Source organism: Amycolatopsis australiensis (assembly GCF_900119165.1).
GTDB classification, from domain to species: domain Bacteria; phylum Actinomycetota; class Actinomycetes; order Mycobacteriales; family Pseudonocardiaceae; genus Amycolatopsis; species Amycolatopsis australiensis.
Map to the genome: position 1 here is coordinate 6,422,554 of NZ_FPJG01000006.1, position 23,666 is coordinate 6,446,219.

At 71.8% G+C, this 23,666-nt stretch carries 22 protein-coding genes and 1 pseudogene; 15 read left to right on the forward strand and 8 right to left on the reverse strand.

Annotated features, from left to right (window positions below; genetic code table 11):
• Positions 1-65: 65 nt before the first annotated feature.
• Positions 66-431: a winged helix-turn-helix transcriptional regulator gene (locus BT341_RS31305; RefSeq protein ID WP_072479685.1), complete on the reverse strand. Its 366-nt coding sequence runs from the start codon at positions 429-431 to the stop codon at positions 66-68.
• Between the two features lie 92 nt (positions 432-523).
• Between BT341_RS31305 and BT341_RS31310 the strand changes: the two genes are divergently transcribed.
• The 5 genes from BT341_RS31310 (at position 524) to BT341_RS31330 (ending at position 5,475) form a co-directional block, all read left to right on the forward strand.
• The gene (locus BT341_RS31310) at positions 524-1,189 is read left to right on the forward strand and encodes an NADPH-dependent F420 reductase (protein ID WP_072479686.1); all 666 of its coding nucleotides are present in this window, start codon (positions 524-526) and stop codon (positions 1,187-1,189) included.
• 370 nt (positions 1,190-1,559) lie between these two features.
• Positions 1,560-3,161: a mechanosensitive ion channel family protein gene (locus BT341_RS47940; protein ID WP_072479687.1), complete on the forward strand. Its 1,602-nt coding sequence runs from the start codon at positions 1,560-1,562 to the stop codon at positions 3,159-3,161.
• 10 nt (positions 3,162-3,171) lie between these two features.
• Complete coding sequence (locus tag BT341_RS31320; RefSeq protein WP_072479688.1) at positions 3,172-4,047, forward strand: fumarylacetoacetate hydrolase family protein; 876 nt, start codon at positions 3,172-3,174, stop codon at positions 4,045-4,047.
• 59 nt (positions 4,048-4,106) lie between these two features.
• Entirely contained in the window at positions 4,107-4,967 is an 861-nt protein-coding gene (locus BT341_RS31325; RefSeq protein WP_072479689.1) for an SDR family NAD(P)-dependent oxidoreductase, read from the forward strand.
• A gap of 10 nt (positions 4,968-4,977) precedes the next feature.
• The gene (locus BT341_RS31330) at positions 4,978-5,475 is read left to right on the forward strand and encodes a MerR family transcriptional regulator (RefSeq protein WP_072479690.1); all 498 of its coding nucleotides are present in this window, start codon (positions 4,978-4,980) and stop codon (positions 5,473-5,475) included.
• A 103-nt stretch (positions 5,476-5,578) separates the two neighbouring features.
• On the opposite strand, the gene BT341_RS31335 is transcribed toward BT341_RS31330, so the two are convergent.
• Complete coding sequence (locus BT341_RS31335) at positions 5,579-6,565, reverse strand: LysR family transcriptional regulator (RefSeq protein ID WP_177328934.1); 987 nt, start codon at positions 6,563-6,565, stop codon at positions 5,579-5,581.
• Between the two features lie 50 nt (positions 6,566-6,615).
• On the opposite strand from BT341_RS31335, the gene BT341_RS31340 reads away from it, so the two are divergent.
• The gene (locus BT341_RS31340; protein WP_072479692.1) at positions 6,616-7,449 is read left to right on the forward strand and encodes an MBL fold metallo-hydrolase; all 834 of its coding nucleotides are present in this window, start codon (positions 6,616-6,618) and stop codon (positions 7,447-7,449) included.
• 69 nt (positions 7,450-7,518) lie between these two features.
• Here BT341_RS31340 and BT341_RS47455 read toward each other — a convergent pair.
• Positions 7,519-8,300: pseudogene (locus tag BT341_RS47455) on the reverse strand (LysR family transcriptional regulator).
• Between the two features lie 4 nt (positions 8,301-8,304).
• Positions 8,305-8,751 (reverse strand): SDR family NAD(P)-dependent oxidoreductase, encoded by a 447-nt coding sequence (locus BT341_RS43730; RefSeq protein ID WP_245805172.1) that lies wholly within the window; start codon positions 8,749-8,751, stop codon positions 8,305-8,307.
• A gap of 49 nt (positions 8,752-8,800) precedes the next feature.
• Between BT341_RS43730 and BT341_RS47695 the strand changes: the two genes are divergently transcribed.
• Complete coding sequence (locus BT341_RS47695) at positions 8,801-8,941, forward strand: Rossmann-fold NAD(P)-binding domain-containing protein (RefSeq protein ID WP_177328711.1); 141 nt, start codon at positions 8,801-8,803, stop codon at positions 8,939-8,941.
• Between the two features lie 83 nt (positions 8,942-9,024).
• Positions 9,025-10,266, forward strand: coding sequence for an ROK family transcriptional regulator (locus BT341_RS31360; protein ID WP_072479694.1), 1,242 nt, complete (start codon positions 9,025-9,027; stop codon positions 10,264-10,266).
• A gap of 77 nt (positions 10,267-10,343) precedes the next feature.
• Here the strand turns inward: BT341_RS31360 and BT341_RS31365 are convergent, their stop codons facing one another.
• Positions 10,344-10,691 (reverse strand): nuclear transport factor 2 family protein, encoded by a 348-nt coding sequence (locus tag BT341_RS31365; RefSeq protein WP_072482286.1) that lies wholly within the window; start codon positions 10,689-10,691, stop codon positions 10,344-10,346.
• 56 nt (positions 10,692-10,747) lie between these two features.
• On the opposite strand from BT341_RS31365, the gene BT341_RS31370 reads away from it, so the two are divergent.
• On the forward strand, positions 10,748-11,563 hold the full coding sequence (locus tag BT341_RS31370; protein WP_072479695.1) for a MerR family transcriptional regulator: 816 nt from the start codon (positions 10,748-10,750) through the stop codon (positions 11,561-11,563).
• Between the two features lie 257 nt (positions 11,564-11,820).
• On the opposite strand, the gene BT341_RS31375 is transcribed toward BT341_RS31370, so the two are convergent.
• The 3 genes from BT341_RS31375 to BT341_RS31385 are packed head-to-tail and all read right to left on the reverse strand — an operon-like array spanning position 11,821 to position 15,800.
• A complete protein-coding gene (locus BT341_RS31375; RefSeq protein ID WP_072479696.1) occupies positions 11,821-13,191 on the reverse strand; it encodes a flavin monoamine oxidase family protein in 1,371 nt (456 codons plus the stop codon).
• 15 nt (positions 13,192-13,206) lie between these two features.
• Positions 13,207-14,280 (reverse strand): alpha/beta hydrolase, encoded by a 1,074-nt coding sequence (locus BT341_RS31380; protein ID WP_072479697.1) that lies wholly within the window; start codon positions 14,278-14,280, stop codon positions 13,207-13,209.
• Positions 14,277-15,800, reverse strand: a complete 1,524-nt coding sequence (locus BT341_RS31385) for a flavin-containing monooxygenase (RefSeq protein ID WP_072479698.1) — start codon at positions 15,798-15,800, stop codon at positions 14,277-14,279. The genes BT341_RS31380 and BT341_RS31385 overlap by 4 nt, the downstream gene beginning before the upstream one ends.
• 227 nt (positions 15,801-16,027) lie before the next feature.
• On the opposite strand from BT341_RS31385, the gene BT341_RS31390 reads away from it, so the two are divergent.
• Genes BT341_RS31390 through BT341_RS31415 form a run of 6 tightly spaced genes read left to right on the forward strand, consistent with a single transcriptional unit; the run spans position 16,028 to position 23,650 of the window.
• The gene (locus tag BT341_RS31390; protein ID WP_072479699.1) at positions 16,028-17,470 is read left to right on the forward strand and encodes an APC family permease; all 1,443 of its coding nucleotides are present in this window, start codon (positions 16,028-16,030) and stop codon (positions 17,468-17,470) included.
• Entirely contained in the window at positions 17,467-18,105 is a 639-nt protein-coding gene (locus BT341_RS31395; RefSeq protein ID WP_072479700.1) for a hypothetical protein, read from the forward strand. Before BT341_RS31390 ends, BT341_RS31395 begins: the two co-directional genes overlap by 4 nt.
• Positions 18,098-19,441, forward strand: coding sequence for a glutamine synthetase family protein (locus BT341_RS31400; protein WP_072479701.1), 1,344 nt, complete (start codon positions 18,098-18,100; stop codon positions 19,439-19,441). Before BT341_RS31395 ends, BT341_RS31400 begins: the two co-directional genes overlap by 8 nt.
• Positions 19,438-20,226, forward strand: a complete 789-nt coding sequence (locus BT341_RS31405; RefSeq protein ID WP_072479702.1) for a gamma-glutamyl-gamma-aminobutyrate hydrolase family protein — start codon at positions 19,438-19,440, stop codon at positions 20,224-20,226. Before BT341_RS31400 ends, BT341_RS31405 begins: the two co-directional genes overlap by 4 nt.
• Before the next feature lie 35 nt (positions 20,227-20,261).
• Positions 20,262-22,556, forward strand: coding sequence for an AMP-binding protein (locus BT341_RS31410; protein WP_245805173.1), 2,295 nt, complete (start codon positions 20,262-20,264; stop codon positions 22,554-22,556).
• A complete protein-coding gene (locus BT341_RS31415) occupies positions 22,553-23,650 on the forward strand; it encodes a zinc-binding dehydrogenase (RefSeq protein WP_072479704.1) in 1,098 nt (365 codons plus the stop codon). Before BT341_RS31410 ends, BT341_RS31415 begins: the two co-directional genes overlap by 4 nt.
• Positions 23,651-23,666 lie beyond the last annotated feature (16 nt).

Sequence of the window (23,666 nt, forward strand, 5' to 3'; positions counted from 1 at the left end):
CCGGTGTGGGCCAGGGAGAAACGCGGCCCGCCACCGAAAGTTCCCGCAGGCGACCGCCCGGTCCGTTACGGCGTTGCCGGCGGGCCGGCGAGTTCGGCTTGGTTGTCGGCTGCCCACTGTGCGAGCTGGGCCAGCGGCCCGTTCGCGAACGATTCGCCGAGCGGGGTGAGCCGGTAAGTCGCTCCGGTCCGCGGTGCCGGTTGCCCGGTGTCGCGGGCTTTGGTGACGAGCCCGCGCGCTTGGAGGCGCCGGAGAGCCTGCGTGAGGACCTTGTCGCTGGCTCCTGCGATGCGGGCGATCAGGTCGTTGCGCCGCGTCGGCCGCGCGCGCAGGGCCGACAGGACGACCGAGTCCCAAGTGTGCCTGATGAGGTCGATCGCCGTGCGCACATGGCAGTCGGAGACGAAGGTTTGGCAGGATCCGTCGATCACGTGCCGAGTCTCGCACAACCTCGCCTACCGAACGGTAGGAACCTGGCTCATAACGTTCCCGAGGACACCGCTTCCCTCTGAAGGAGATCGTTGTGAACGTGGGCATCTTGGGCACCGGGAACTTGGCCGTGACACTGGGTCGCGCGTGGGCGGCGGCCGGCCATTCGCCGGTGGTCACCGGGCGCAACCCGCTGCACGCCAGTGAAGCCGCCGCCCGGATGGGCGACGCGGCAAGGGCTGCCGACCCCGGCGATTTCGCGGGCACGGCCGAGGTGGTCGTGGTCGCGGTCTCCTGGGAAGGGCTCGAGGCCGCCGTTTCTCTCGTCGGGGGCCCGCAGGGGTCCTTGGCGGGCAAGACCGTGATCGACTGCACCAACGCGGTGGACTACGCGACCGGTCGACTGAAGCCCGCATCCGGCTCGGCGGCCGAACTCGTGGCCCGCTCGGCGCCCGGCGCGTCCGTGGTGAAGGCGCTCCACCTGTTCGCCGGAGCTTCGTGGCCGTACGCGGGGCCGGCGGAGACGGCGCCGGTCGTGGCGATCTGCGGCGACACGCAGCGCGCCCTCGATCTCGCCGCGGCGCTGATCGGGGACCTCGGCGCGCGGGCCGCCGCGGTCGGCGGGCTCGCCGGCGCCCGGCAGCTGGAGGAAGCCGCGGGATTCGTGATGCGGGTCGTGGCGGCGGGTCACAACCCGAGGCTCGCCGTGCCCGACGTGGACCCGGCACTGCCCGGCGTCGCGGGCACCACGGCCGGCTGAGCCACCAGGACCGCCGGAGAGGGCCTTGAACCGGTGTCATGGCCCTCTCCCGGCTCGCCCGGAAAGCCGCTTCCGGCACCGAACAGGACTTCGGCGAGCCGAGGGGCGCTCAGTGTCACCTCTCCCTCCGCCGGGTGAAACCACGCACCCCCACGCCGGGGGATTTCCCCCATTTCGACCCGGCCGGCCCGTAATCCTTTTCCGAGCCGCTGACCAGCCGCGAAGCGACTCGAAAGCGGCCCGGTGAGGCGCTTGCCGGAGGTTCGGGACCGGGTGTGGCGGGAATCGAATTCACCACTCGTTCGAAGTACTCCGAAGGCGGGGACGAGAGCCGCGCTGCTGGAAAGGACTCGCGTTCCTGGTCATCCTGGTGATCGGCTGGCTGGTCGCGAAGTTCCTGGCCAAGCTCGTCGGCAAGGTCCGCACCCGCGTCGGATTCGACCGGCTCGTCGAACGCGGCGGCATCAAGACCGCACTCGAACGCTCCTCGATGGACGCCTCCGACATCGTCGCGAAGATCGTCTACTACGCCATCCTGCTGATCGCCCTGCAGATCGCCTTCGGCGTCTGGGGCCCGAACCCGGTCTCGGACCTGCTGACCGCCATCGTCGCGTGGCTGCCGCGGGCCATCGCCGCGATCGTCATCGTCGTCGTGGCCGCCGCCGTCGCCGCCGCGGTCAAGAACCTGATCCGCGCCACCCTCTCCGGGCTCTCCTACGGCCGGGTGCTGGGCACGATCGCATCGGTGTTCATCCTCGCCCTCGGTGTCATCGCCGCCCTCGACCAGGTCGGCATCGCCACCACCGTCACCACCCCCGTCCCGATCACCGTCCTCGCGACCGCCGGCGGTATCGCCGTGGTCGGCGTCGGCGGCGGGCTCATCGGCCCGATGCGCTCACGCTGGGAACACTGGCTGAACAAGGCCGAACACGAAATCCCGAAGATGCGCGAGCACGCTGACGCCCAGGGCGGCACGTCCGGGCAGGCCCGCCGCCAGGCGGAGCAGACCCACGCCCAGTCCGCCCGCGCCGCCACCCCCGCCGGCCCGGCACAGGGTCACGCCGCCGCCACGCCGCCGACCAGCCCGATCCGCGCCGCCGGACCCGCGCCCGGCAGCCGGGAAGACGGGACGACGTACCTGCGGGCCGAAGGCCACTTCCAGCAGGCCCCGCCAGAGCAGGACGAACGCCCTACCCGGCTCGCTGATCGTTCGCCGGCCCGGGGAGTTCGCGTGCGGAACCGCCCCACCCGCGCGCGAACTCCCCTCCCCGCATCGCGGGGACGAGTGTTGGCTCGCGACGGTCCCAGCGGCTACGCGCACACCACGACCGGAAGCCTTCCGTCCAATGCGGACGGGAGGCTTCTCGCGCTCGGACGGCCGAAATACCGTCGCAGTCCGGCCCGGCGGGCCGATAGGAACCCCAGGGTCACCGGATGGCGAAAGGAAGCGTCGCGTCACCATGCCTGCGGCTCTCAAGGTGGTACTGACCGTGGTTCTGGCCGCCGCGGCGGTCTTGGTCGGCGCCGTGTCGTTGAACTCCACGGACGTCACCTGCGGCGGGGAGACCATGCACGCCGGCGACCGCTGCGTCACCTCGGCCGGCAGCCGCGGCCGCGACGAACAGCAGTCCGAGAGCGACTTGCAGTCGTGGCTGCTCGTCGCGGGCGGCGGCGTCGTCCTGCTCGGCATGGCGGGCTACGGGATCTTCACCTTGAACGAGCGCCGCCGTCGCTGACGGCCTGCCGCTCCGGAGCGGGGATTCGGGACCTCGATCGTCCGGGATCGGCGGCGGGGAGCGGATCGTCGTCGCGGAAAAGCCGTTGCCCGGCTAGGCTCGGAAGCCTGCGGCAGGTACGGGCAGCGTGGATCCGAGGGAGCTCACCGACGTGGCCGAGATGCACGACTCGTTCGCCCGGCCGCCGCGTTCGGTGCGGCCCTCGCCGGCCTCGGCAGCGCGACCGCCAGTGCTGAGCTCAGCCGCATGAGCCATCTGGTGCGGTTCACCGACGGGACGGGCGGCATCCGGGTCGGCCTGCTGACCGGTGAGCAGCTGCGGCCGCTCGCGGTGGCGTCGATGAGCGACCTGCTGCGCCACTCCGTGGCGGAGATCCGCGAGCTGGCCGAGACCGCCGGGGAGCCGGTGCCCACGGCCGGGACGCGGCTGCTGCCGCCGCTGGACGGGCGGATGGAGGTGTGGGCCGCCGGCGTGACCTACCTGCGGTCCGAAGAGGCCCGCCGCGAGGAAAGCGCCGACCAGGACGTCTACGCCCGGGTATACCGCGCGAAGCGGCCGGAGCTGTTCTTCAAGTCGTCCGCGTGGCGGGTCGTCACCGACGACGAGCCGGTCGCGATCCGCACCGATTCGGCCGGCGACGTCCCGGAACCGGAACTGGGCCTGCTGCTGACCGGCACCGGCGAGATCGCCGGCTACCTGGTGGTCGACGACGTCAGCTCACGCAGCATCGAAGGCGAGAACCCGCTGTACCTGCCCCAGGCCAAGATCTACACCGGTTCGTGCGCGGTGTCGGCCCGCGTCCGGCCGGCGTGGGAGGTGCCGGACCCGCGATCGCTGGACCTGCGCATGCGCATCCTGCGCGACGGCGACGAGGTGTTCACCGGCGAGGCCAGCACCGCCCAGCTGAACCGCGAGCCGGCGGAGCTGGTGGAGTACCTGTGGCGCGACAACGACTTCCCCGACGGAGCCGTCCTCTCGACGGGCACTTCGGTCGTGCCGGGCCTCGACCTCGGGCTGCGGCCGGGAGACGTGGTGGAGATCGAGATCGCCGAGGTCGGCGCACTGCGCTCCCCGGTGGTGCTGGGCGCGGACGAAGTGCGCCGGGTGCTCGCCACGCGCTGAACGGCGTCGAAGCGGCCGAGCTTGCGTTCGAGCGCGCTCGAAGCCTTAGCGTCGCCGCCATGACGACACAGACCTGGATCATCACCGGCGCGACCCGCGGCCTCGGGCGCGCCTTGGCGGAATCGGCTCTCGCGGCGGGCGACAACGTGGTGGCCGCCGTGCGCCGGCCGGAGCGCGTGGCGGACCTGAACACCAAGTACCCCAACTCCTTTCAGGCCGTGCGGTTCGACGTCCGCGACACCGGCGCGGCCCCAGCCCTGGTGCGGACGGCGATCGACCGCTTCGGGCAGCTCGACGTGCTGGTCAACAACGCCGGCCGGGCCGTGGTCGGCGCGGTCGAGGAGGTCGGCGACGAGCAGCTGCGTGAACTGATGGACCTGCACCTGTTCGGCCCGGCCGCCCTGGTCCGCGCCGCGCTGCCGCCGATGCGCGAGCGCGGGACCGGGACGATCGTGCAGATGAGCAGCCAGGGCGGGCGCCAGTCGTTCCCGGGCGTGGCCGCGTATTCGGCGTCGAAGTTCGCCCTCGAAGGCTGGTCGGAAGCCCTGGCGGGCGAGGTCGCCGGCTTCGGGATCCGGGTGATGCTCGTGGAGCCGAGCCGGTTCCGCACCGGGTTCAACGAGGCCGACGTGCTGGAGTTCGCGGAGCCGTCCGAGACCTACCGCGACGCGCTCGCCGCGGTGCGCGCGGACATGGCCGGGGCCGGCGGCCGCCAGGAAGGCGATCCGGTGCGGGCCGCGGACATCATCGTGTCCCTCGTGCACGGTGACGACGTGCCGCTGCGGCTGCCGCTGGGCAGCGAGGCCGTCGAGCGGCTCACCCGTGCCTACCGGCGCGACCTCGACGGCGTCGAGCGGTGGGCCGAGACCGCCCGCAGCGCCGATTTCGCCGACGCCCCGCCCGCTTCGCGGCCGATCTAGGCTGGACGGTATGGCCACGGACGAACTGCTGACCAGGGCGCTGGCGATGCTGGGCGACGACGACGTGTCGGTCGAGGCCATCCACCGGCTCACCGACGCGGGCGCGATGACCGAGCCGATGACGATCGCCGAGGTCGCCGACATGCTCGACATCTCGCCGCACACGCTCCGCTACTACGAACGCGCCGGGCTCGTCGACGTCGGCCGCGACAGCAGCGGATACCGCGTCTACGACGAAGAGGCGGTGCGGCGCCTGGTGTTCCTGACCCGGATGCGGCTGTCCGGGATGCCGATGCGCGACCTGCAGCACTACGTCGAGCTCGTGGACGCCGGGGAAGACACCGTGCCCGAGCGCCTCGACATGCTCGTCGAGCACCGCGACACCATCCGGCGGCGCATCCGCGAGCTGACGCTTTCCCTCGCCGCGACCGAGTACAAGATCGCCACGTACGGCGGCTCGACCGGCCCGGAGACGACCTCCGGCCCCGCGCGAGCCGAGGCCCCCTGAGTCGCTCATCGGGGTTCGGTCCGCAGGCACGAGTCGACCGGCGACCAGCGGCAGGCGATCGCGCCGATCCTCCCGGGAACCCCCGTCGCGGCCACCCGGCACCTCACCCGTCGTCGTCCGGTGTTCGGGTGAGGTCGCTCGGGGCTTGCGTGGTGCCCGGCCGCGAAGTCTTCGGGAGCGCGGGGCTCGGCAGTGCCGTCAGGCCGGCGGTGAAGGCCGGGACGACGCGCGGCGGGCGGCGGGTGGTGACCGTGTAGACCTGGATCCGCAGCGGCAGCCACGGCACGGGGGCGACCGTGACGGGCAGCGCGGGCGGCACCAGGGCGGGCACGGCGCGTGCGGGCAGCATGGCGATACCGAGGCCGGCGGCGGCGAGGTTGACCCGGACGGCCAGGTCAGCGGCCTGGTAACGGATGTCCGGGGTGAACCCGGCGTCGCGCGCCGCGGCGCGGAACCGCTCGATGCCTGCCGGCGCGCGCTGGTCGGTGATCCATGCCTGACCGTCGAGGGCGGCCGGGCGGGGTGCGTGGGCGGCGGGGTGGCCCGCCGGGATCACGAGCGCGACGGGGTCTTGCAGTACCAGGGTCCTGACCAGGTTCGGGTCGGCCGCGGGTGGCGGGGTGTGCACCAGCGCGACGTCCAGTTCGCCCGCGCGGAGCCGGTCGATCAGTTCGGGGCTGTGGCCCAGCGTGACCGTGGTGCGCAGGCCCGGGTAAGTGTGCTCGGCCGCGCGCAGGCCGGTGGCGAGCAGTCCGGTGTGCACCGCGGCGTCCACGCAACCGACGGCGAGCCGCGTGGGCGGCTCGCCGAGTTCGGTCCGCACGTGTTCGGCGAGCTGGTCGGCCGCGGCCAGCACCTCTCGTGCCCGGTCCAGCAGCCGCGCGCCCGCCTCCGTGAGCGTCAGCCGGCGCCCCTGCCTGGCGAACACCGGCAGCCCGAGACGTGCCTCGATCAGCCGGATCTGCCTGCTCAGCGGCGACGCGCTGACCCGCAACCGGACCGCCGCCCGCGCCAGCGTGCCCTCCTCCGCCACCGCCAGCAGGTACCGCAGGTCACGCAGGTCCACGTCGGACCCGCCAGGTCTGATCACGGACCCATTGTGTCCTGGACAGTCCGGACGCCGCCAGGTGTGCTGGCACCATGGTTTCCGCAGCACCACGCGCCGAGGTCCGGATGGGCGACACCACCGTGACCTACCTCCCCGACGGCGAAGCCCGCATCGTCCCGGCCGCGGCCTTCCCCGGCACCACACCGGACCAGTGGTCCGGATTTCTCGACGGCGACGGCCGGCTCACGTTCAGCGCCGGCTCGTTCCTGATCCGCACCCCGGCCACGGCGGTCCTGGTCGACCTCGGCCTCGGCGCGGTCGACTTCGAGGTGCCCGGGGTCGGCCGCTACCGCGGCGGCGCCCTGCTCGCCGGCCTGGCCGCCGAGGGGCTGCGCCCCGCCGACATCGACGTCGTCGTGTTCACCCACCTGCACTGGGACCACGTCGGCTGGACCGGCACCGCCGACGGTGACTTGACCTTCCCCGCGGCCAGGTACGTCGCGCACGCCGCCGAGTGGGCCCACTGGACCAGCAGCGACAGCCCGGCGGGCCCGGACCGCGCGGCCGTGCAGCAGCCGCTGGCCGACCGGATCGAGTTCGTCCGGGACGGGGAGGACCTCGCCCCCGGCATTCGGGTGCTGGCCACCCCCGGCCACACCCCCGGGCACCTCAGCGTGCTGGTCACCGCGCCCGGCGGGACCGGCCAGGTGCTCGTGCTCGGCGACGTCCTGCACTCGCCGGCGCAGGTCGCGCACCCCGAGCGGGCCTTCCGGTCCCATCACGACCCGGCAGCGGCCGACCGCGCTCGCGGCCGGCTGCTCGCCCAGGCACACGGCACCGACGCCGTGCTCGCCGCCGGGCACTTCGCGCCGGCCGTGTTCGGGCGAATCCGCGACCGCACCTGGCTGCCCCTGGGCGGCGCATGACTTCCGCTCTCAACGAGTCCAGCAGCGATGGCGAACCTCGACCCCGGCGGCTGCGTCCATCACCAACAGTCAGAGGCGTGTCACGGTGCGGACGAAGCCGGCTACGGCGGTGGACCGGCTGTGGGGCGGCCAGGCGATCACGGTCGTGACAGCCGGCGCGTCGCGCACCGGCACGCCGACGTGGCCGTCGCGCAGCTGGTCACGGAGCGCCTCGGGCACGAACGCGCAGGCCATGCCCAGGCCGATCAGGTGGAACAAGCGGGTCTGGTCCCGGACCCGCGGCCCGGGGCCGTCCGGGTAGCTGCCGTCAGGCCGTGGCCAGCGGGGGCAAGGGCAGATCCGTCCGCGCTTCGAGCTCGGCCGTCGACAGCTGCGTCCGGCCGGCGCACAGGTCCTCGGTGTCGAATCCGGCGGTCGTGTCGTGGGGCCGGTGGAGCAGGGCGGCATCGGCACGACCGTTGCGCAGCAGGCGTTCCGGCTCGCCGGGCGCGCAGAGCATGACCTCGACCGGCACCGCCCCCGGCTCCGCGGCGTAGGCGTCCAGGAGCTTCGACAACAGCTCTCGCGCGGCTCCGGCCTTCGTGGCCAGCACCAGGCCCGGCTGCCCGGTCGCGGCGCGGCGGCTTCGACCGCATCGAGCGCGGCCCGGGCCTCCCGCAGCAGCACCGACCCGCTTCGGTCAGGGCGACGGCGTGGGCGGAGCGGTGCAGCAGCAAGACCCCGGGCCGGCGCTCCAGCTGCTGGATCGCCCGCGACAGCGGTGACTGCGCCATGCCGAGCCGCTGCGCCGCCCGGCCGAAGCGCAGTTCCTCGGCGACGGCGACGAAGTAGCGCAGCTCTCGTGTCTCCACCAGGTCACGGTATCCGCCAGAGGCGATACCCCTGCGGTATCGCCGGCCACCGCATCGGTCTTGGACGTACCGGCCGGGTCCTCACCAGGATCGGCGGCACGAGCGAACAGACGATCGCGCTGGTGACCGAGGCGAACAAGGGCGTGCTGGGCGTCTGTGGGAAGGGGCTGGTGATTCCGGTGTTGGTGACCAGGAAGTCGAGCCCGCCGGCGCGGTCGGCGATGAGTCCGGCCGCAGCGGGCGCTCTGGCGTCGTCGGTGACGTCGAGAGGTACGCCGAAAGCGTCCGCTCCGCCCGCACGCAACTTCTCCACCGCCGTCTCGCGGCGCTGCTCGTCCCAAGCAGCGCCCGCTCCCTCGCCCCGCAGACCACGCCCGACATCGACATGGGCCCGGTTCCGGCGGCCTGCCTGGCCTCGGAAACCTTCCTCAACGCCCTCACCATCCAGCACGCCAAGGAGCTGAGCGCCACCGGTCCTGGTCAACTGCGGCTGCCCGGGCTTGACGGCGACCGACCTCACCGGCTTCCAGGGCGATCGCACCCCGCGCCAGGGCGCGGCCATCGCGATCCGCCTCGCGGCCCTGGTCGGCGACGGCCCGACGGGCGGGTTCTTCGACGACGCCGGAGCAGTCCCGTGGTGAGGGAACGCACGACGATCGCGGGTTTGCGCGAAGGGCGCCGTTGGTGCAAGTCTGACCGGAACAGCCTACGCATCGGACACGACATGGAATTGCTGACGCCCTGGGACGGCTCGAAGGTCGGGTTGGACCAGGAGGAGATGCGTCGACACAACCGCGGTGCTTTTCTTCGCCTCGTGCACCTGAGCGGCGGGATCTCGCGCGCCGAACTCGCGAGACGGATGAACCTCAACCGAAGCACGATCAAGACGTTGACGGCGGAACTGAGCGCGGCGGGCCTGGTCCGGGAAGTGTCGCAGACGGACAATCGTCACCAGGGCCGCCCGTCGCTCGTGGTGTGCCCGGAGACGCAGCGTTTCCACGTACTGGCGTTCGATGTCGCGGTGGACCGGTTGACCGCCGCCCGGATCGGCCTCGGCGGTGTCATCCTGGACCGCAAGGTCGCCGCCCGGCGCCGATCCGGAGTCGATCTCGACTACGTCGTCACGACGCTCGCCGGGCTCGGCCACCAGCTGACCGAGGCGGCGCCGTCGACGTCGACCTGCGTGGGGCTCGGAGCCTCGTACTGCGGAATGATCCGTCCCGGCGACGGAACCGTCCGGTTCGGCCCCGACCTCGGATGGGTCGACCAGGCGTTCGGCGCTGAACTGGCACGCCGGCTCGGACTGGGACTGCGGGTGCCGGTGGGGAACGAGGCGCATCTCGGAGCGCTCGCCGAGCACCTTCGCGGGGCCGGGACGGGGGTGCAGAACCTTGTCTACCTGCACGGCGACGTCGGCGTCGGTGGCGGGATCATCGTCGGCGGCACCGTGCTGGACGGCGACGCGGGGTACGGCTGCGAGCTGGGCCACATGGTCGTCAACCCGCACGGCGGGCGACCGTGCGGCTGCGGCTCCAGCGGATGCCTGGAGGCGGAAGCCGGGGAACGGGCCTTGCTCGACGCCGCGCGCAGGCCGGCGGAGGTCTTCGGCCGTGATGCCGTGCGGGCGGTGGCCGACGACGCGGCCGCGGGCGACGCCGACGCCCGCGCGGCGCTCGATTACGTCGGGGACTGGCTGGGCATCGGCGTGGCGAACCTCATCAATCTCTTCAACCCGGCCGTGGTCGTGTTCGGCGGGATGTTGCGCGATGTGTACGCCGGTGTGCTGCCGCGAGTACGCAGTCGCGTCGCACGCAATGTGCTGCCGGTGGCGAAGGAAAAAGTGCGCCTGAGTGTGTCAGCCCTCGGGGACGACACCACCCTGATCGGCGCGGGCGAGCTCGCGTTCTCGCGGCTGCTGCGCGATCCATTGGCGGAAACACAGCGGGTTTCGCCGACCGCTGGGTGAGCCGCCCGTGGCGTGTCACTCCGGGCCGCCCGGCCGGGCCCGGCGCGCGACGGCGTCGCGGCACCGGGCCCGGCCGTTCACGGCTCGATCACCAGCCCGGCGATGAGGTCGCCGTCCAGGGTGAACCGGAACCGCAGGTCGGCCACGCCGCCCGGGAAGTCGCCCTCGAGGTGGTTCACCGCCACGTAGTGCTCGTCGTCCACGCGGTGGGCCGCGACGAGCGTCGTCGTGTAGGTGTACCGGCTTGCCGCACGGGTGAGCCAGTCGCGGATCTCGTGCTTGCCGCGGTGGGTCCGGCCCTCGTCGGTGACGACGGCGTCCTCGGTGTAGCGGGCCAGCGCCGATTCCAGGTCGCGGGCCCGGTGGGCGGTCAGGTAGCCGGTGATCACCGCGGGGAGTTCGTTCGGGTCGATCGCTTCACTCATGCCGATCACGGTGGGGTCTCTCCCCGGGAGAGGGTCAAGCAGGGCACAGTGGTGGGGTGTCCCGCGGATTGACGATCGGCGAGTTCGCCCAGCTGACGCAGCTGAGTATCCGGACCCTGCGCCGGTACCACGAGTCCGGGCTGCTCGAGCCCGCCTCGGTGGACCCCGCCAGCGGCTACCGGTACTACACCGCCGAGCAGATCCCCACCGCGCAGGTCATCCACCGGCTGCGGGAGCTGGACATGCCGCTGGCCGACGTGGCCGAGCTCCTCGCCACCGAGGACGCGGCCCAGCGGGCGGACCTGGTCGGCCGGCACCTGCGGCGGCTGGAGGAGGAGCTGGCACGGACCCGGGCCGCCGTGGCCTCGCTGCGGCGGCTGCTGCGTCCCGCCGACGACGGCCTGGACGTCGAACTCCGCCCGGTGCCGGCGCAGACCGTCGCTGCGGTCGAGGGCGTCGTCGACCACCACGACGTGGTGCCGTGGTACGGCGAGGCCATGGCCGAGCTGGACGCCGCGGTCGCCGGCCTGCCACCGCTCGGCGCGCCGGGCGGGCGCTACGCCAACGAGCTGTTCACCGGCGGCCGGGGCACGGTCCTGGTCTACCGGCCCGTCGCCGACCCACCGGCCCGGGGACGGGTGCGGCCGGTACACCTCCCGGCGGCCGAACTCGCCGTGGCCGTCCATGCCGGACCCCACGACGACATCCAGGTCACCTACGGCCGGCTGGGCGCCTGGGTGGTCGACCACGCGCTCACCGTGGACGGTCCCGTCCACGAGACATACCTGGTCGGCCCGCGCGACACCCCGGCCCCGGCGGCCTGGCGGACGGAGATCGGCTGGCCGGTGTTCCGGCTCGCGTCCTCGCCCTGACCGGCGACCTGCTCGGCGAGCTCGCCAGCGATCTGCGGTTGCCGACCGGCGTGTCGGACGACGTCCACTACGCCACCCCCGTCGCCGACGCGGTCGCCGCCGTCAGAGCCGGCCGGTCAGCCGAGGAGTTGGACGGCCGGCGGCCCCCGGCGCGGCAGGCGTTCCCGCGCTCGGGCGCGGTCGGTGTCCAGCACGCTTTCCCGGCCCGTGTCCGGGTCGCCGGCGCGACCGACACCCCGCGGGCGTGCCGGTGGTCGTTATCGGCCTGCAGCATCGACTTCGGCGACCGCGCGCTCCGCGGCCCGGACGGCGCCCTCCATGTACGACTCGAATTCGACCGATGTCTCGGCACCCGCCCAGTGGACACGTCCGACCGGCGCCGTTGCCGCGTCGGTGTAGTTCGTCAGGACGCCTGGGGTTCGCAAGGCCGCTACTCCGGCTATCCACGGTTCGGCGATCCAGGACTTCTCCAGGTATCGCTCGGGCTTGCGCGCCTCCGCGCCGAAAAGCGTGACGAGGTCGTCGACGAAGGCGTCGCGACGGGCGTCCGCGTTGTCGAGGACCGCGTCGGTCCACTGGAAACTTCCCGAGGCCGCCGTGCCGATGAACGTCATCAGGATTCCCTTGGTGGCGTCGGGCGGGGAGTTGTCGACGACGTAGTGCGCGATCGGCAGGTCGGTGATGGCCGAGCCGTTGAGACCCCGGTCGCGCCAGAACGGCCGCTCGTAGACCACGCAGATCTTCCGTTCACCACCGTTGCGCCAGGCGCGTTGCAGCTTCGCACGACGCGTCGGCAGCTCCGGGAGGAACTTGATCCGGCCCGCGTCGGCCGGGGTCATCGCGACGACCACCCGCCGGCAGCGGGCTTCCAGACCTGCCGAGCGCACGAGCACACCGCGTGCGTCCTGCTCGATCGACGTCACCGGTGAGCCCAGCCTGACCCGGTCCCCGAGCTCGCCGGCGATCGCGTCGGCAACGGCTTGGGTGCCACCCGCCACGCGCGTCTCCTGGGCACCGTTCTCGGTGTTCATCATGAAGTCGATGCCGCCCGAGGTGCTGATCTGGTGCAACGCCTTGAGCAGCGAGACGTGGCTGAGGTCTTCGGCGAACACCAGCGTGAAACCGAGCTCGAACACGTGCCGTGCCTCGGCGACACGGCAGTTCCTGCGCAGCCAGTGCCCCAACGTGGTGCTGTCCCATTCGGCCGCCTTGCCGGCCCGCCAGGGAGCCGCGGCCGGCACGGTCGCCGCCATCCGCTCGAGCCGGAACTGGGCCTGGGCGAAGTCCAGCAAGGCGAGCGGCCGCATGGGCGGGATGGTGCCGCCGTACGTCCGTCGCCGGCCGCCCCGGAGGTAGATCGTCCTGCCGTCCGTGTACGTGGGGAACGTCTTGAGTCCCAGCTCCGACAGCAGGTCGGCCATGGCGGTGTGCTTCGGCCCGATCCATTGGCCGCCGCCCTCGCTGATCACCCCGTCACCGGCGTCGAGGTTGACCAGGCGTCCGCCGGCGCGGTCGTCGGCCTCGAGCACGAGCACCGAGTGCCCGCGCCGCACGAGCCGGCGGGCGGTGACGAGGCCGGACAGGCCGGCGCCGGCCACGACGAAGTCGGTGGTGAGCGTTTCGGTCACGTGATTCTCCGATCCTCAGGCGATCTCGCCGACACGGCCAATCGGGCGTACGGGACGCACCGGCTGTTCCCGCAGGGCCGCCGCGACCGCCGCCACCAGCCGGTTCGTGGCTTCCTTGCTGCTCCGGCTGACCGCGGTGAAGGCGATGTAGCCGTGCACAAGACCTTCCTCGCGGATCACGTCGACGCGCACGCCGCTTTCCAGCAAGGCGGCGGCGTAGGCGAGTCCGTCGTCGCGCAGCGGGTCGAACCCGGCGACCGTCACGATGGCGTCCGGCAGACCGGTCAGGTCGTCGGCGAGCAACGGGCACAGCCGCGGGATGTGCTGGTCGGTTCCCTCGGGCACGTAGTGGCCCATGAACCAGTCGATCTGCTTGGCCGACAGGGCGGGCGAATCGGCGAACTCGTCCTGCGAGGGCCGCCGCACCGAGATGTCGGTCACCGGCTGGACGAGCACCTGGAGCATCGGCTGCACCGGCTGCCCGCGCACCTGCTGGCAGAGCACGGCGGCGATGTTGCCGCCGGCACTTTCGCCGGCGACGACGATCCGGTTCGGGTCGATGCCCCAGCCGGCCGCGTGGTCGACGGCGTACCGCCAGGCCGCCAGGGCGTCGTCGTGGGCCGCGGGATAGGGGTCCTCGGGTGCCAGGCGGTATTCGACCGACAGCACGTCGGCGCCCGTTCCGTGGGCGAGCATCCGCGCCGGGGCGGCGTAGCCGGCCCGGCTGCCGAGCGCGAAGCCGCCACCGTGGAAGAACAGGATCAGGCCGCTCGCGGGACGTTCCGAGCTGTACCGGGTCGCCCACAGGCCGGCACTGACCTCGACCTCCTGCTCGACGGCGCAGGGAGCGACCCGGTCGGCGAACACGGCGGCGTCGGTCTCGGTGACCTTCCGGGCGTCGGTGACCGGCAGGTCGCTGTAGTCGTTCCCGGCCCCGGCGATTTTCATCAGCAGGGCGATGTCGGGGGCCATGCGCTCGCCGGCGCGGTTGACCGGCGGGCGGGCGAGCAGCCGGGCGATCGGCGCCGGTGTGCGGCACAGGGCGATGACGAAGGCTCGCTGCAAACGCTGTCCCAAGGTCAGGTTCATGATCCCGCCCCCACTCCGGTGAGCCCGCTGACGTCGGCGGTCCGAGCCGAGAACCGCAGGCTCTCGTCGATCAGCCGCCCCTTGAACAGCCGGTTGTCCTTCACGAACGTCGTGTGCATCCGCCACGGGAGGCCGGTGCCCTGCCGGGGAAGTTCGGCCAGCGCGCGCTGCATGTATCCCGCGCTGAGGTCGACGACGTCCTGCGTGGCCAGGTTTTCCGGCGCGACCGGCACCACGATCTCGTCGCCGGTCGCATCCATGTGACGGAGCACGTCGATGATCAGGCGACACACGTTGCTCAGGCGGAGGGTCCAGGACGCTTTGGTGTAGCCGAGCATCATGGCCCAGTTCGGCACGCCGGAGATCAGGGTGCCGCGGTAGAGCACGGTTTCCGGGATCTTCACCGGAACGCCGTCCACGGTCGGCCGGATGCCGCCCAGCAGCTGCATGACCAGGCCGGTCGCGGTGACGATGACGTCGGCCTCCAGCGTCCGGCCCGACTTCAGCAGGATGCCCTTCTCGGTGAAGCGCTCGATGTGGCCGGTGACCACGTCGGCGGTCCCGTCGCGCAGCGCCTTGAAGAACTCGCCGTCCGGGGTGACGCAGAGCCGCTGGTCCCACGGGTCGTACGGCGGGTTGAAGTGGGTGTCCACGTCGAAGCCGGCCGGCAGCTCCTTGAGCGCCAGCTTGCGGAGCAGCTTGCGACCGAAGGTGGGGAACTTGGACAAGACCGTGACGAGCAGGTAGTCCTGCCAGACGTTCTTCAGCCTGGTGGCCGCGTAGCCGCGCGTCGGCCCGAGCACCTTGGTGAGCTTGAGGGCGATGTTGTCGACACGCGGGGCCGAGGCGATGTAGCTGGGGGTGCGTTGCAGCATCGTCACGTGCGCCGCGGCGCCCTCGCCCACGAGCATGGCCGGGAGCATCGTCACCGCCGTCGCGCCACTGCCGATGATCACCACGCGTTTGCCGCTGTAGTCGTACCCCTCGGGCCACTGCTGGGGATGCAGGATGTCTCCCGCGAAGACGTCCCGCCCCTCGAAGTGCGGCGTGTATCCCTGGTCGTAGCGGTAGTAGCCGGTGGCACTGAAGACGAAGCCGGCCTTGACGGTCTTCGGGCGCTCGGCGCCGGCGTCGTCGGTGACGGTCACCTGCAGCGTCCACCGCGCTTCGGCGCTCGACCAGTCGGCCGCCGTCACCCGATGGCCGAGCCGGAGGATCCTGTCCAGGCCGAATTCGGTCACCGTCTCGTCGAGGTACTCGCGGATCAGGGGCGCTTCGGCGATCGCGCTGCGGTGCCGCCACGGCTTGAAGTCGTAGGCGTAGGTGTGCAGGTCGGAGTCGGACCGGACGCCCGGATAGCGGAACAGGTCCCAGGTGCCGCCGATCGAAGCACGGGCTTCGAGGATGAGGATCTTCTTGTCCGGGAACTCGGCCGTCAACTGGCGGCTCGCACCGATGCCGGAGACACCCGCGCCAATGATGACGATGTCGGCGCACTCCGTCTCGTTCGGATCCTTCATGTTGCTTCGTCCTTCCGGGTCACACACACTCGGAGTTCCACCAGTGTTGGTCATTTGATTAAGTCAGTTGACGCAGTGTGTGGCACGACCCACGGGACGTCAAGACCTGACGCCGAGGGTCTGCGCGATCGAGGGGTTGACAGCCCGGACCCGGTGACGCACTCTTCTTGGTCAGTCGATCCAGTCAGTTGACCATCTTCACTCGTCGCACTTCCGAGAGCGAGTCCATGACCCAGCACACCTCACCGGACCAGCAGCGAGACGGGCTGGCGCGCACGCTCGGCGTGCCCCAGATCGTGTTCATGGTCGTGGCCATGGCCGCCCCGCTCACCGTCGTCGCCGGCCTCGTCCCGCTCATGATCGCTTCGGGCAACGGAGTGGGTGCGCCGCTGGACTTCGTGGTCATGGGCTTCGTGCTCGTTCTTTTCACGGTCGGCTTCTCCGCGATGACGCCTGAGGTCGCGGACGCCGGAGCGTTCTACTCCTACGTGCAGAAGGGCTTGGGCAGGGTGGCCGGCCTGGGCGCCGCGACCCTGGCGATCGCGACGTACGCGGTGCTCCTCGTGTCGGTCGCGGCCTACCTCGGTGCCGCCGTGCACAACGCGCTCGTCACCCTCGCCGGCGCCTCCGTCCCGTGGTGGTCGCTCTCGGCCGGTTGCCTGCTCCTCATCGGATTCCTCGGCTACCGCAACATCGAGATGAGCGCGCGAGTCCTCGGCGCGCTGCTCATCGCCGAAGTGTGCATCGTCGCCGCCGTGGACCTGGCGATCACCGTGCGCGGAGGCGACCACGGACTGTCGGGCGAGCCGTTCACGTGGGGCGCGTTCAGCCAGGGAGCCGTCGGAACCGGCATCATGTTCGCGATCTTCGGGTTCGTCGGTTTCGAGGCGACCGCGGTGTTCCGCGCCGAGGCACGGGATCCCGACAAAACCGTGCCACGCGCGACCTACACGGCGGTGCTCGTCATCGCGGTGGTCTACGCGGTCTCCGCGTGGGCCGTCGTCGTCGGCGCCGGGACCGACAAGGTAGTGGACCTGGCCGTCGCACATCCGGAAGACCTCACGCCCGACCTGGCCACGCGATACGTGTCGGTCGTGGCGCACGACGTGATGCAGGTGCTGCTCGCGACGAGCTTCTTCGCCTGCGTGCTGACCGTGCACAACGTCGTTTCCCGGTACCTGTTCACGTTGGGCCGCAAGGGAGTGCTGCCACCGTCCCTGGGTGCGGCCCACCCCCGGCACCACTCGCCGCACGTGGCCTCCCTCGTCACGTCCGGGGTCGTCTGGCTCGCGCTGGCGGTCATGACCGTGCTGCGGCTCGATCCCGTGGTGCAGATCTACGCCTGGTTCGGCGGCGCCGGCACCCTCGGCCTGACGTTCCTGCTGGCCCTGACCTCCGTCGCGATCGTCGTCCACTTCCGGCGAAACCCGGGCGTGGTGTCGCGGTGGCAGGGGGCCATCGCACCCGGGCTGGCCTCGGCCAGCCTGCTCGTCACCCTTTTCCTGGTGGTGCGCAACTTCCCGCTGCTCATCGGCTCCACCGGGCTTGCCTACGCCTTCATCGCCTTCCTGATCCTCGCCTACGTCGGCGGACTGGCGTGGGCGCTGCGTCTGCGGGCGCGCAGGACGGCGACCTACGCGGCTCTCCTGAGCGAAAGGACCTCAGCATGACCGAGACGACGACGCTGCACGCCGGAGCACCTCCGGCGTCCGTCACGATCGAACCCGACGCGACTCCCCTGGTCCGGCTGATCGGGCGCACACTGCGCGACTCCGTCCGCATCGGACACGAAAGCGACACCCTTTCCCAGGCCACGGGAACCGTGGCGCTGCGCTCTCACGACACGCCGCAGGCCGCCACGATCACCTTCCGGGACGCCGAGATCGCCGTCACCAGCGGTGTTTCCGTCGAGCCCGACGCGACCGTCGTGGCCGATCTGCGGGCGCGGTTCTCCCCGGCCCAGGAGCCGGCCGGGAACACGCAGCTGGCCGACGTCGCGTTGCGCGCCTTGACACCGCCGCTCCCCCCGTGGCGCGAGGCGGCCCGGCGGTTCTGGGACCTCGCCCGCGGCATCACCGGAATTCCCGACGTCCTCGTCGTCGTGAGCGAAGGCGAGAGCGAGGAAAGGTTCGGTGCGGGCGCTTCCGAGTACCTGATCGCGGGTTCCCCGGACGTCCTGGCCGGGGTCCTCACCGGTGCGGACGATTTCCTCGCCGCGTTGACGTCCGGCCTGCACGTCAAAGGCACCTGGGCGCAGTTGTCCGTCATGACCGCCGCTTTCTGGAAGGTACGTTTCGATGTCTGATCTCCCTTCGCGGACCGCATGCGTCCGCCTCGAAGCGACGAACCACGACGGCAGCTTCCTCGGCAAGACCGTGTCCGCGGCGAAGTTCGCTTCCGGCAAGGAAACCGGCTTCGCCTTCGCCGACGCCCTCTTCGCGATCGACCTCGGCAACGAGCTCGTCCTGGGCGACGCCTATCCGGACTGGCGCGGCAATCTCTACGACATCCGCATGATCCCCGACCTGTCCACCCTGGTCGAGTGGAAACCGGGGCTGGACGCGGTGATCGGGGGCTACCACAAGAAGGACGGCGCCCCCGTGCCGATCTGCCCCCGGAACCTGGCCCGCGCCATGGTGGCGCGGCTGGACGCCCTGGGCCTCACCGCCACCACCGCCGTGGAGATCGAGGCGACCCTCTTCGAGGAGCCGATCCAGCAGGCCCGCGCACTCGGATACCGCGGTCTGACCCCGCTCGGCGGCAGCACGGGAGCCACCTACCACCTGGCGCGGTCGAAGGACTGGGTCGAGTACATGGAGGCCGTCACGGGCCGGCTCGACGACCTCGGGATCGGCTGGGAAGCGTGGACGGACGAGGCCGCCGCGGGACAGACCGAACTGAACCTGGCGCCGGCGAGTCCCCTCGCGCTCGCCGACTCCTGGGCCCGCACCCGGCAGGTCATGCGGGAAGTGGCGTTCGACCAGGGTCGCACCGTCACCTTCATGGCCAAGCCCACGGCCGGCTGGGGGCAAGGAGCGCACCTCAACCTGTCGCTTCAGCGTGACGGGGTGAACCAGTTCTTCGCCGACGGCGAACTGCCGGCGCTCATGCGGCACGCGATCGGTGGCCTGCTGGCCACCATGGCGGGCACCACGGCGATCGTGCTGCCGCAGATCACGTCGTACCGGCGGCTGGTGGATTTCTGCGGGCCGCCCACCACCATCAGCTGGGGAGTCGACAACAAGACGGCCGCGGTGCGCGCCATCATCGATCACCCGAAGTACTCCCGGCTCGAATACCGGGTGCCCGGGGCCGACGTCAATCCGTACCTGGCCGTGGCCGCGGTGCTGGCCGGAGTCGCCGCCGGCATCGAGCGCGGCATCGAGCCGCCGGCGCAGGTCACCGACATGGCGTGGTGCCTGCCGGACGGCCACGGCGTCACCCGGCTGCCGGACACGATTTCGAAGGCCGGCGCGGCCCTCGACGCCGACCCGCTCCTGCGCGAGTACCTCGGCGACGAGTTCGTCGACTTCTGGGTGGCTTCCCGCCGGTGGGAGTGGATGGAATTCCACACCAAGGGCGGTGATCCCTTCGCCGACCTGTCGGCCTGGGAGTCCAACCGCTACTTCGAGCTCCCGTGAGCCGGCCGCTCATCGGCGTCACCGGGCGCCGCTTCCGGCTGGGGCTCGTGGCCGGTCACGACCACCGGTACGCCGGACGGTGCGCCGACAGCTACATGGCGGATTTCGCCACCCGGATCGCGCGGGCCGGCGGTGTGCCGGTGTACCTGTCCTACGACGCCGCCCCGGCGGACGCCGCGGACTGGCTCTCGGGCGTGGTGATCACCGGCGGGCAGGACGTCCATCCGGCGCGCTGGGGCGGGGACACCGCGGTGGTCCGCGACGTCGACCCGCGCACCGACCCGATGGCCCACGATCCGGAGCGCGACGCGTACGAGATCGCGCTCGTCCGGGAAGCCGTGCGGCGAGGCACTCCGGTGCTCGGTGTCTGCCGGGGAATGCAGATCGTCAACGTCGCGCTCGGCGGCACCCTGGTCGCCGACCTTCCTCCCGGAGCGGTGCGGCACCTGTCCCCGGAGTCCGCGCCGAGCGACGGCACGCCCGATCACGTCGTGACGTTCGAGCCCGGCTCGATCGCCGCGGAACTGTTCGGCGCGCGAGCCGTCACCAACTCGTGGCACCACCAGGCCGTCGACCGGTGCGGTGCAGGACTCCTCGTGACCGGCCGCACGAGCGACGGGGTCGCCGAGGCGGTGGAGCTGGCGGACGCACCGCTGCTGGCCGTCCAGTGGCACCCGGAATGGATGGCGAGCACGGACCCGGCGCTGACCTGGATCGTCCGGGTGTCGGCCCGGCACCTGGCCCGGACCACGACCATCGACCACGAAGAGCAGGTACGGACATGAAACTCTCCCCTGATCGCCTCGGCGAGGATCCGCCGGTGCCCACGTTGACGGCACTTCTCGCCGAACGCGCCGCCCAGTCGCCGGACGGCGAGTTCCTCCGGTTCGGCGACCGCGCCTGGAGCTTCGCCGAGATCGACACCTGGACCTCCCGGCTGGCGCACCGGCTGATCGAGACCGACGGCGTCGGGATCGGCGACCGGGTCGGGATCATGCTGCCGAACGTCGTGCACTGGCCGGTCGTGTGGCTCGCGGTGCTCAAGGCCGGGGCGGTCGCGGTGCCGATCAACGCCGTGTACCGGCAGGCGGACCTCGCGTTCGTGCTGAAGGACTCCGGCGCCCGGGTCGTCTTCACCGACGGCGACCGGACACCGCTCGTGCGGAAAGTCGCGGACGACGGCCTCGCCGGCGTGCGGGCCGTCGACGTCGCCGAGGACGGATCCGCGGGGTACACCGGCACCGCGCCCGGCATCCCCGTCACCGGGGAAACCCTGGCCAACCTGCAATACACGTCCGGCACGACCGGGTTCCCCAAGGCGTGCATGCTCACGCACGACTACTGGGTCCGCCTCGGCTGGCTGTGCGCGGCGGCGGCCGGCCTGGGACCCGACGACGTCCTGCTCACCGCCCAGCCGTTCTCGTACATGGATCCACAGTGGAACGCCGCGGTGGCGCTCACCGTCGGCGCCCCGCTCGTCGTGCTGCCGCGGTTTTCGGCGTCGGGCTTCTTCGCGGACGTCCGCCGCCACGGCGTCACCTTCTGCTACGTCCTCGGAGCCATGCCGACGCTGCTGTACAAGCAGCCGCCGGACCCCGCCGACCGCGACAACGACCTCCGCCTGGTGTTCTGCTCGGGCATCCCGGTCGACCTGCACGCCCGGCTCGAAGAGCGCTGGGGAGCGCCCTGGCGCGAGCTCTACGGCATGACCGAGTCCGGCATCGACCTGGTCTCCCTGTCCGCCGACGCCGTGGGCAGCGGAAGCCTCGGGCTTCCGGTGCCGACCAAACAGGTGCGGGTGGTCGATCAGGACGGCGCCGAGGCGCGGCGCGGCGAGCTGACGATCAAGGGCAAGCCGATGATGACCGGCTACTGGAACCGACCCGAGGACACCGCGCGGGTCCTGCGCGACGGCTGGCTGCACACCGGCGACGTCGTCGTCCGCGGCCTCGACGGCGGCATCAGGATCGTCGGCCGGATGAAGGACATGGTGCGGCGCGGCGGCGAGAACATCGCCAGCGCCGAGGTCGAGGCGACGCTGGAGCGCGACGCCGCGGTCGTCGCCGCCGCGGTCGTCGCCGAGCCGGACGACGTTCTCGGTGAAGAGGTAAAGGCGTTCGTCCAGGTCGCCGACGGCGTCGCGCCCGACCGGGCGACCGCCGAGTCGATCATCGAGCGGGCCGGCGCGCAGCTCGCCCGCTTCAAGGTGCCGCGCTACGTCGAGTTCGTCGAGGACTTCCCGCGCACCCCTTCCGAGCGGGTGGCCAAGACCGAACTCAAGGCGCGAGCGGCGGCCGGCCCCGGCCCCCGCTACGACCTGGGCACCCGCCGGGCGACCTCGGTTCCCGGCTCTGTCCGCGTCGAGCTCGTCCGTGACGTCGCCGTGCTCACCCTCTCCCGGCCCGGGAAGCTGAACGCGCTGGACGTCGCGACCCGGCTCCGGCTCGCGGAACTCGTCCGCGAGTTCGGCGACGGCCGGAAGGCGCGCGGCATCGTACTGACCGGCGAGGGCCGGGCGTTCTCCGCCGGCGAGGACCTCCGGGCCGTCCCCACCTCACTCGCGGACGTCCGGACCGCGTTCGAGACCTTCCACGACATCACCCGCGCCATCCTCGGCACCGAGGTGCCCGTCGTCGCCGCCGTCAACGGCCTGGCCGTGGGCGGGGCGTCGGAGATCACGCTGTGCTGCGACACCCGGATCGGCACCCCGGCCACCGAGTACTACCAGCCGGAAAACGGCCGCGGTATCACGATTTCCAACGCGTCGAGTGTGCTCCTGCCGCGGCTGATCCGCGGGCACGCGATGCGCACGGTCCTCGGCTCGCCCCGGATTCCCGCCGCCGAGGCCCTGCGGATCGGGCTGCTCGACGAAATCGTCGAGCCCGAGAACCTGATCAGTCATGCCGTCGACACGGTCGTCCGGTGGACACCCGAGGGCAACACGACCGCCCTGCACCTCGCGCTGCTGCGTCCCCAGGCCGACGAGATCGAAGCGGCGTTCGCACGCGAGGACGAAGCGGCCCGGAAGACGTGGGAAAGCGGCGCCTTCAGCGCGGGCATCCAGCGCTTCTGGTCGACCAAGGCCACCGACGCCAGGCAGGAGACATCGGCATGATCGACACCCGGGCCGCGGTGCTCACCGCGATCGGCAAGCCCCTCGAACTGACGACCATCCAGGTGGACTCCCCGGAACCCGACGAGGTACGCGTCGCGGTCGCGAACGTCGGGCTGTGCCACAGCGACCTGCACTACCTGACCGGAACGGTCTCGACCGGCCTGCCGGTCGTGCTCGGCCACGAGGTGGCGGGCGTCGTCGAGGCCGTGGGCGCACAGGTCACCGGGCTGCGTCCCGGCGACCGCGTGGCCGGCGTCCTGACGCCCTCGTGCGGCCGCTGCGGCAACTGCGAGACCGGGCGGCCGACCCAGTGCCGGCGCGTCGACGAAGTCCGACGCCGTCCCCGGCCCGCGTTCCGGACCACGAGCGGCCAGGCCATCGGGCGGCTCGGCGACGTCGGCGCGTTCTCCCAGCACATCCTGATGCGCGACAACGCCCTGGTGCGATTGCCCGAGGACCTGCCACTGCCCGTCGGGTGCCTGCTGTCCTGCTGCGTCATCACCGGCGTCGGCGCCGTCTTCCGCGGCGCCCGGGTGCGGCCGGGCAGCACCGTCGCGGTCGTCGGGTGCGGCGGCGTCGGATCGGCCATCATCCAGGGCGCCCGGCTCGCCGGCGCCTCGGCCGTCATCGCGATCGACATCGACGACGCCCGGCTCGAAGCCGCCCGGGGCTACGGCGCGACAAGCGTCATCAACAGCGCGGCCGGGGATGTCGTGGCGGAACTCCACCGCTTGCTGGGCGACGGCGTGGACTACTCCTTCGAAGCGGTCGGCTCCGCCCGCACCGCGGCGACCGCCCTCGCCCTGCTGCGCCCGACGGGTACGGCCTGCCTGGTCGGGATCGCGCCCGACGGCACCGATATCTCCGTCCCCGCGGCTGACTTCTTCTTCCAGGAGAAGCGGCTCATCGGCTCCTACATGGGCTCGGGCCACGCCCGCCAGGACATCCTCCAGCTCGCGCGCCTGTACCGGCAGGGCCGGCTGCTGCTCGACGAAATGGTCACGCGGGTCATCCCGTTCGGCGAAATCAACGAGGGCTTCGAGGCGATGAAGTCCGGCGACGTGACCCGCGTCGTCGTCGACCTCCGGTCCTGACCCACCAGCTGTTGCG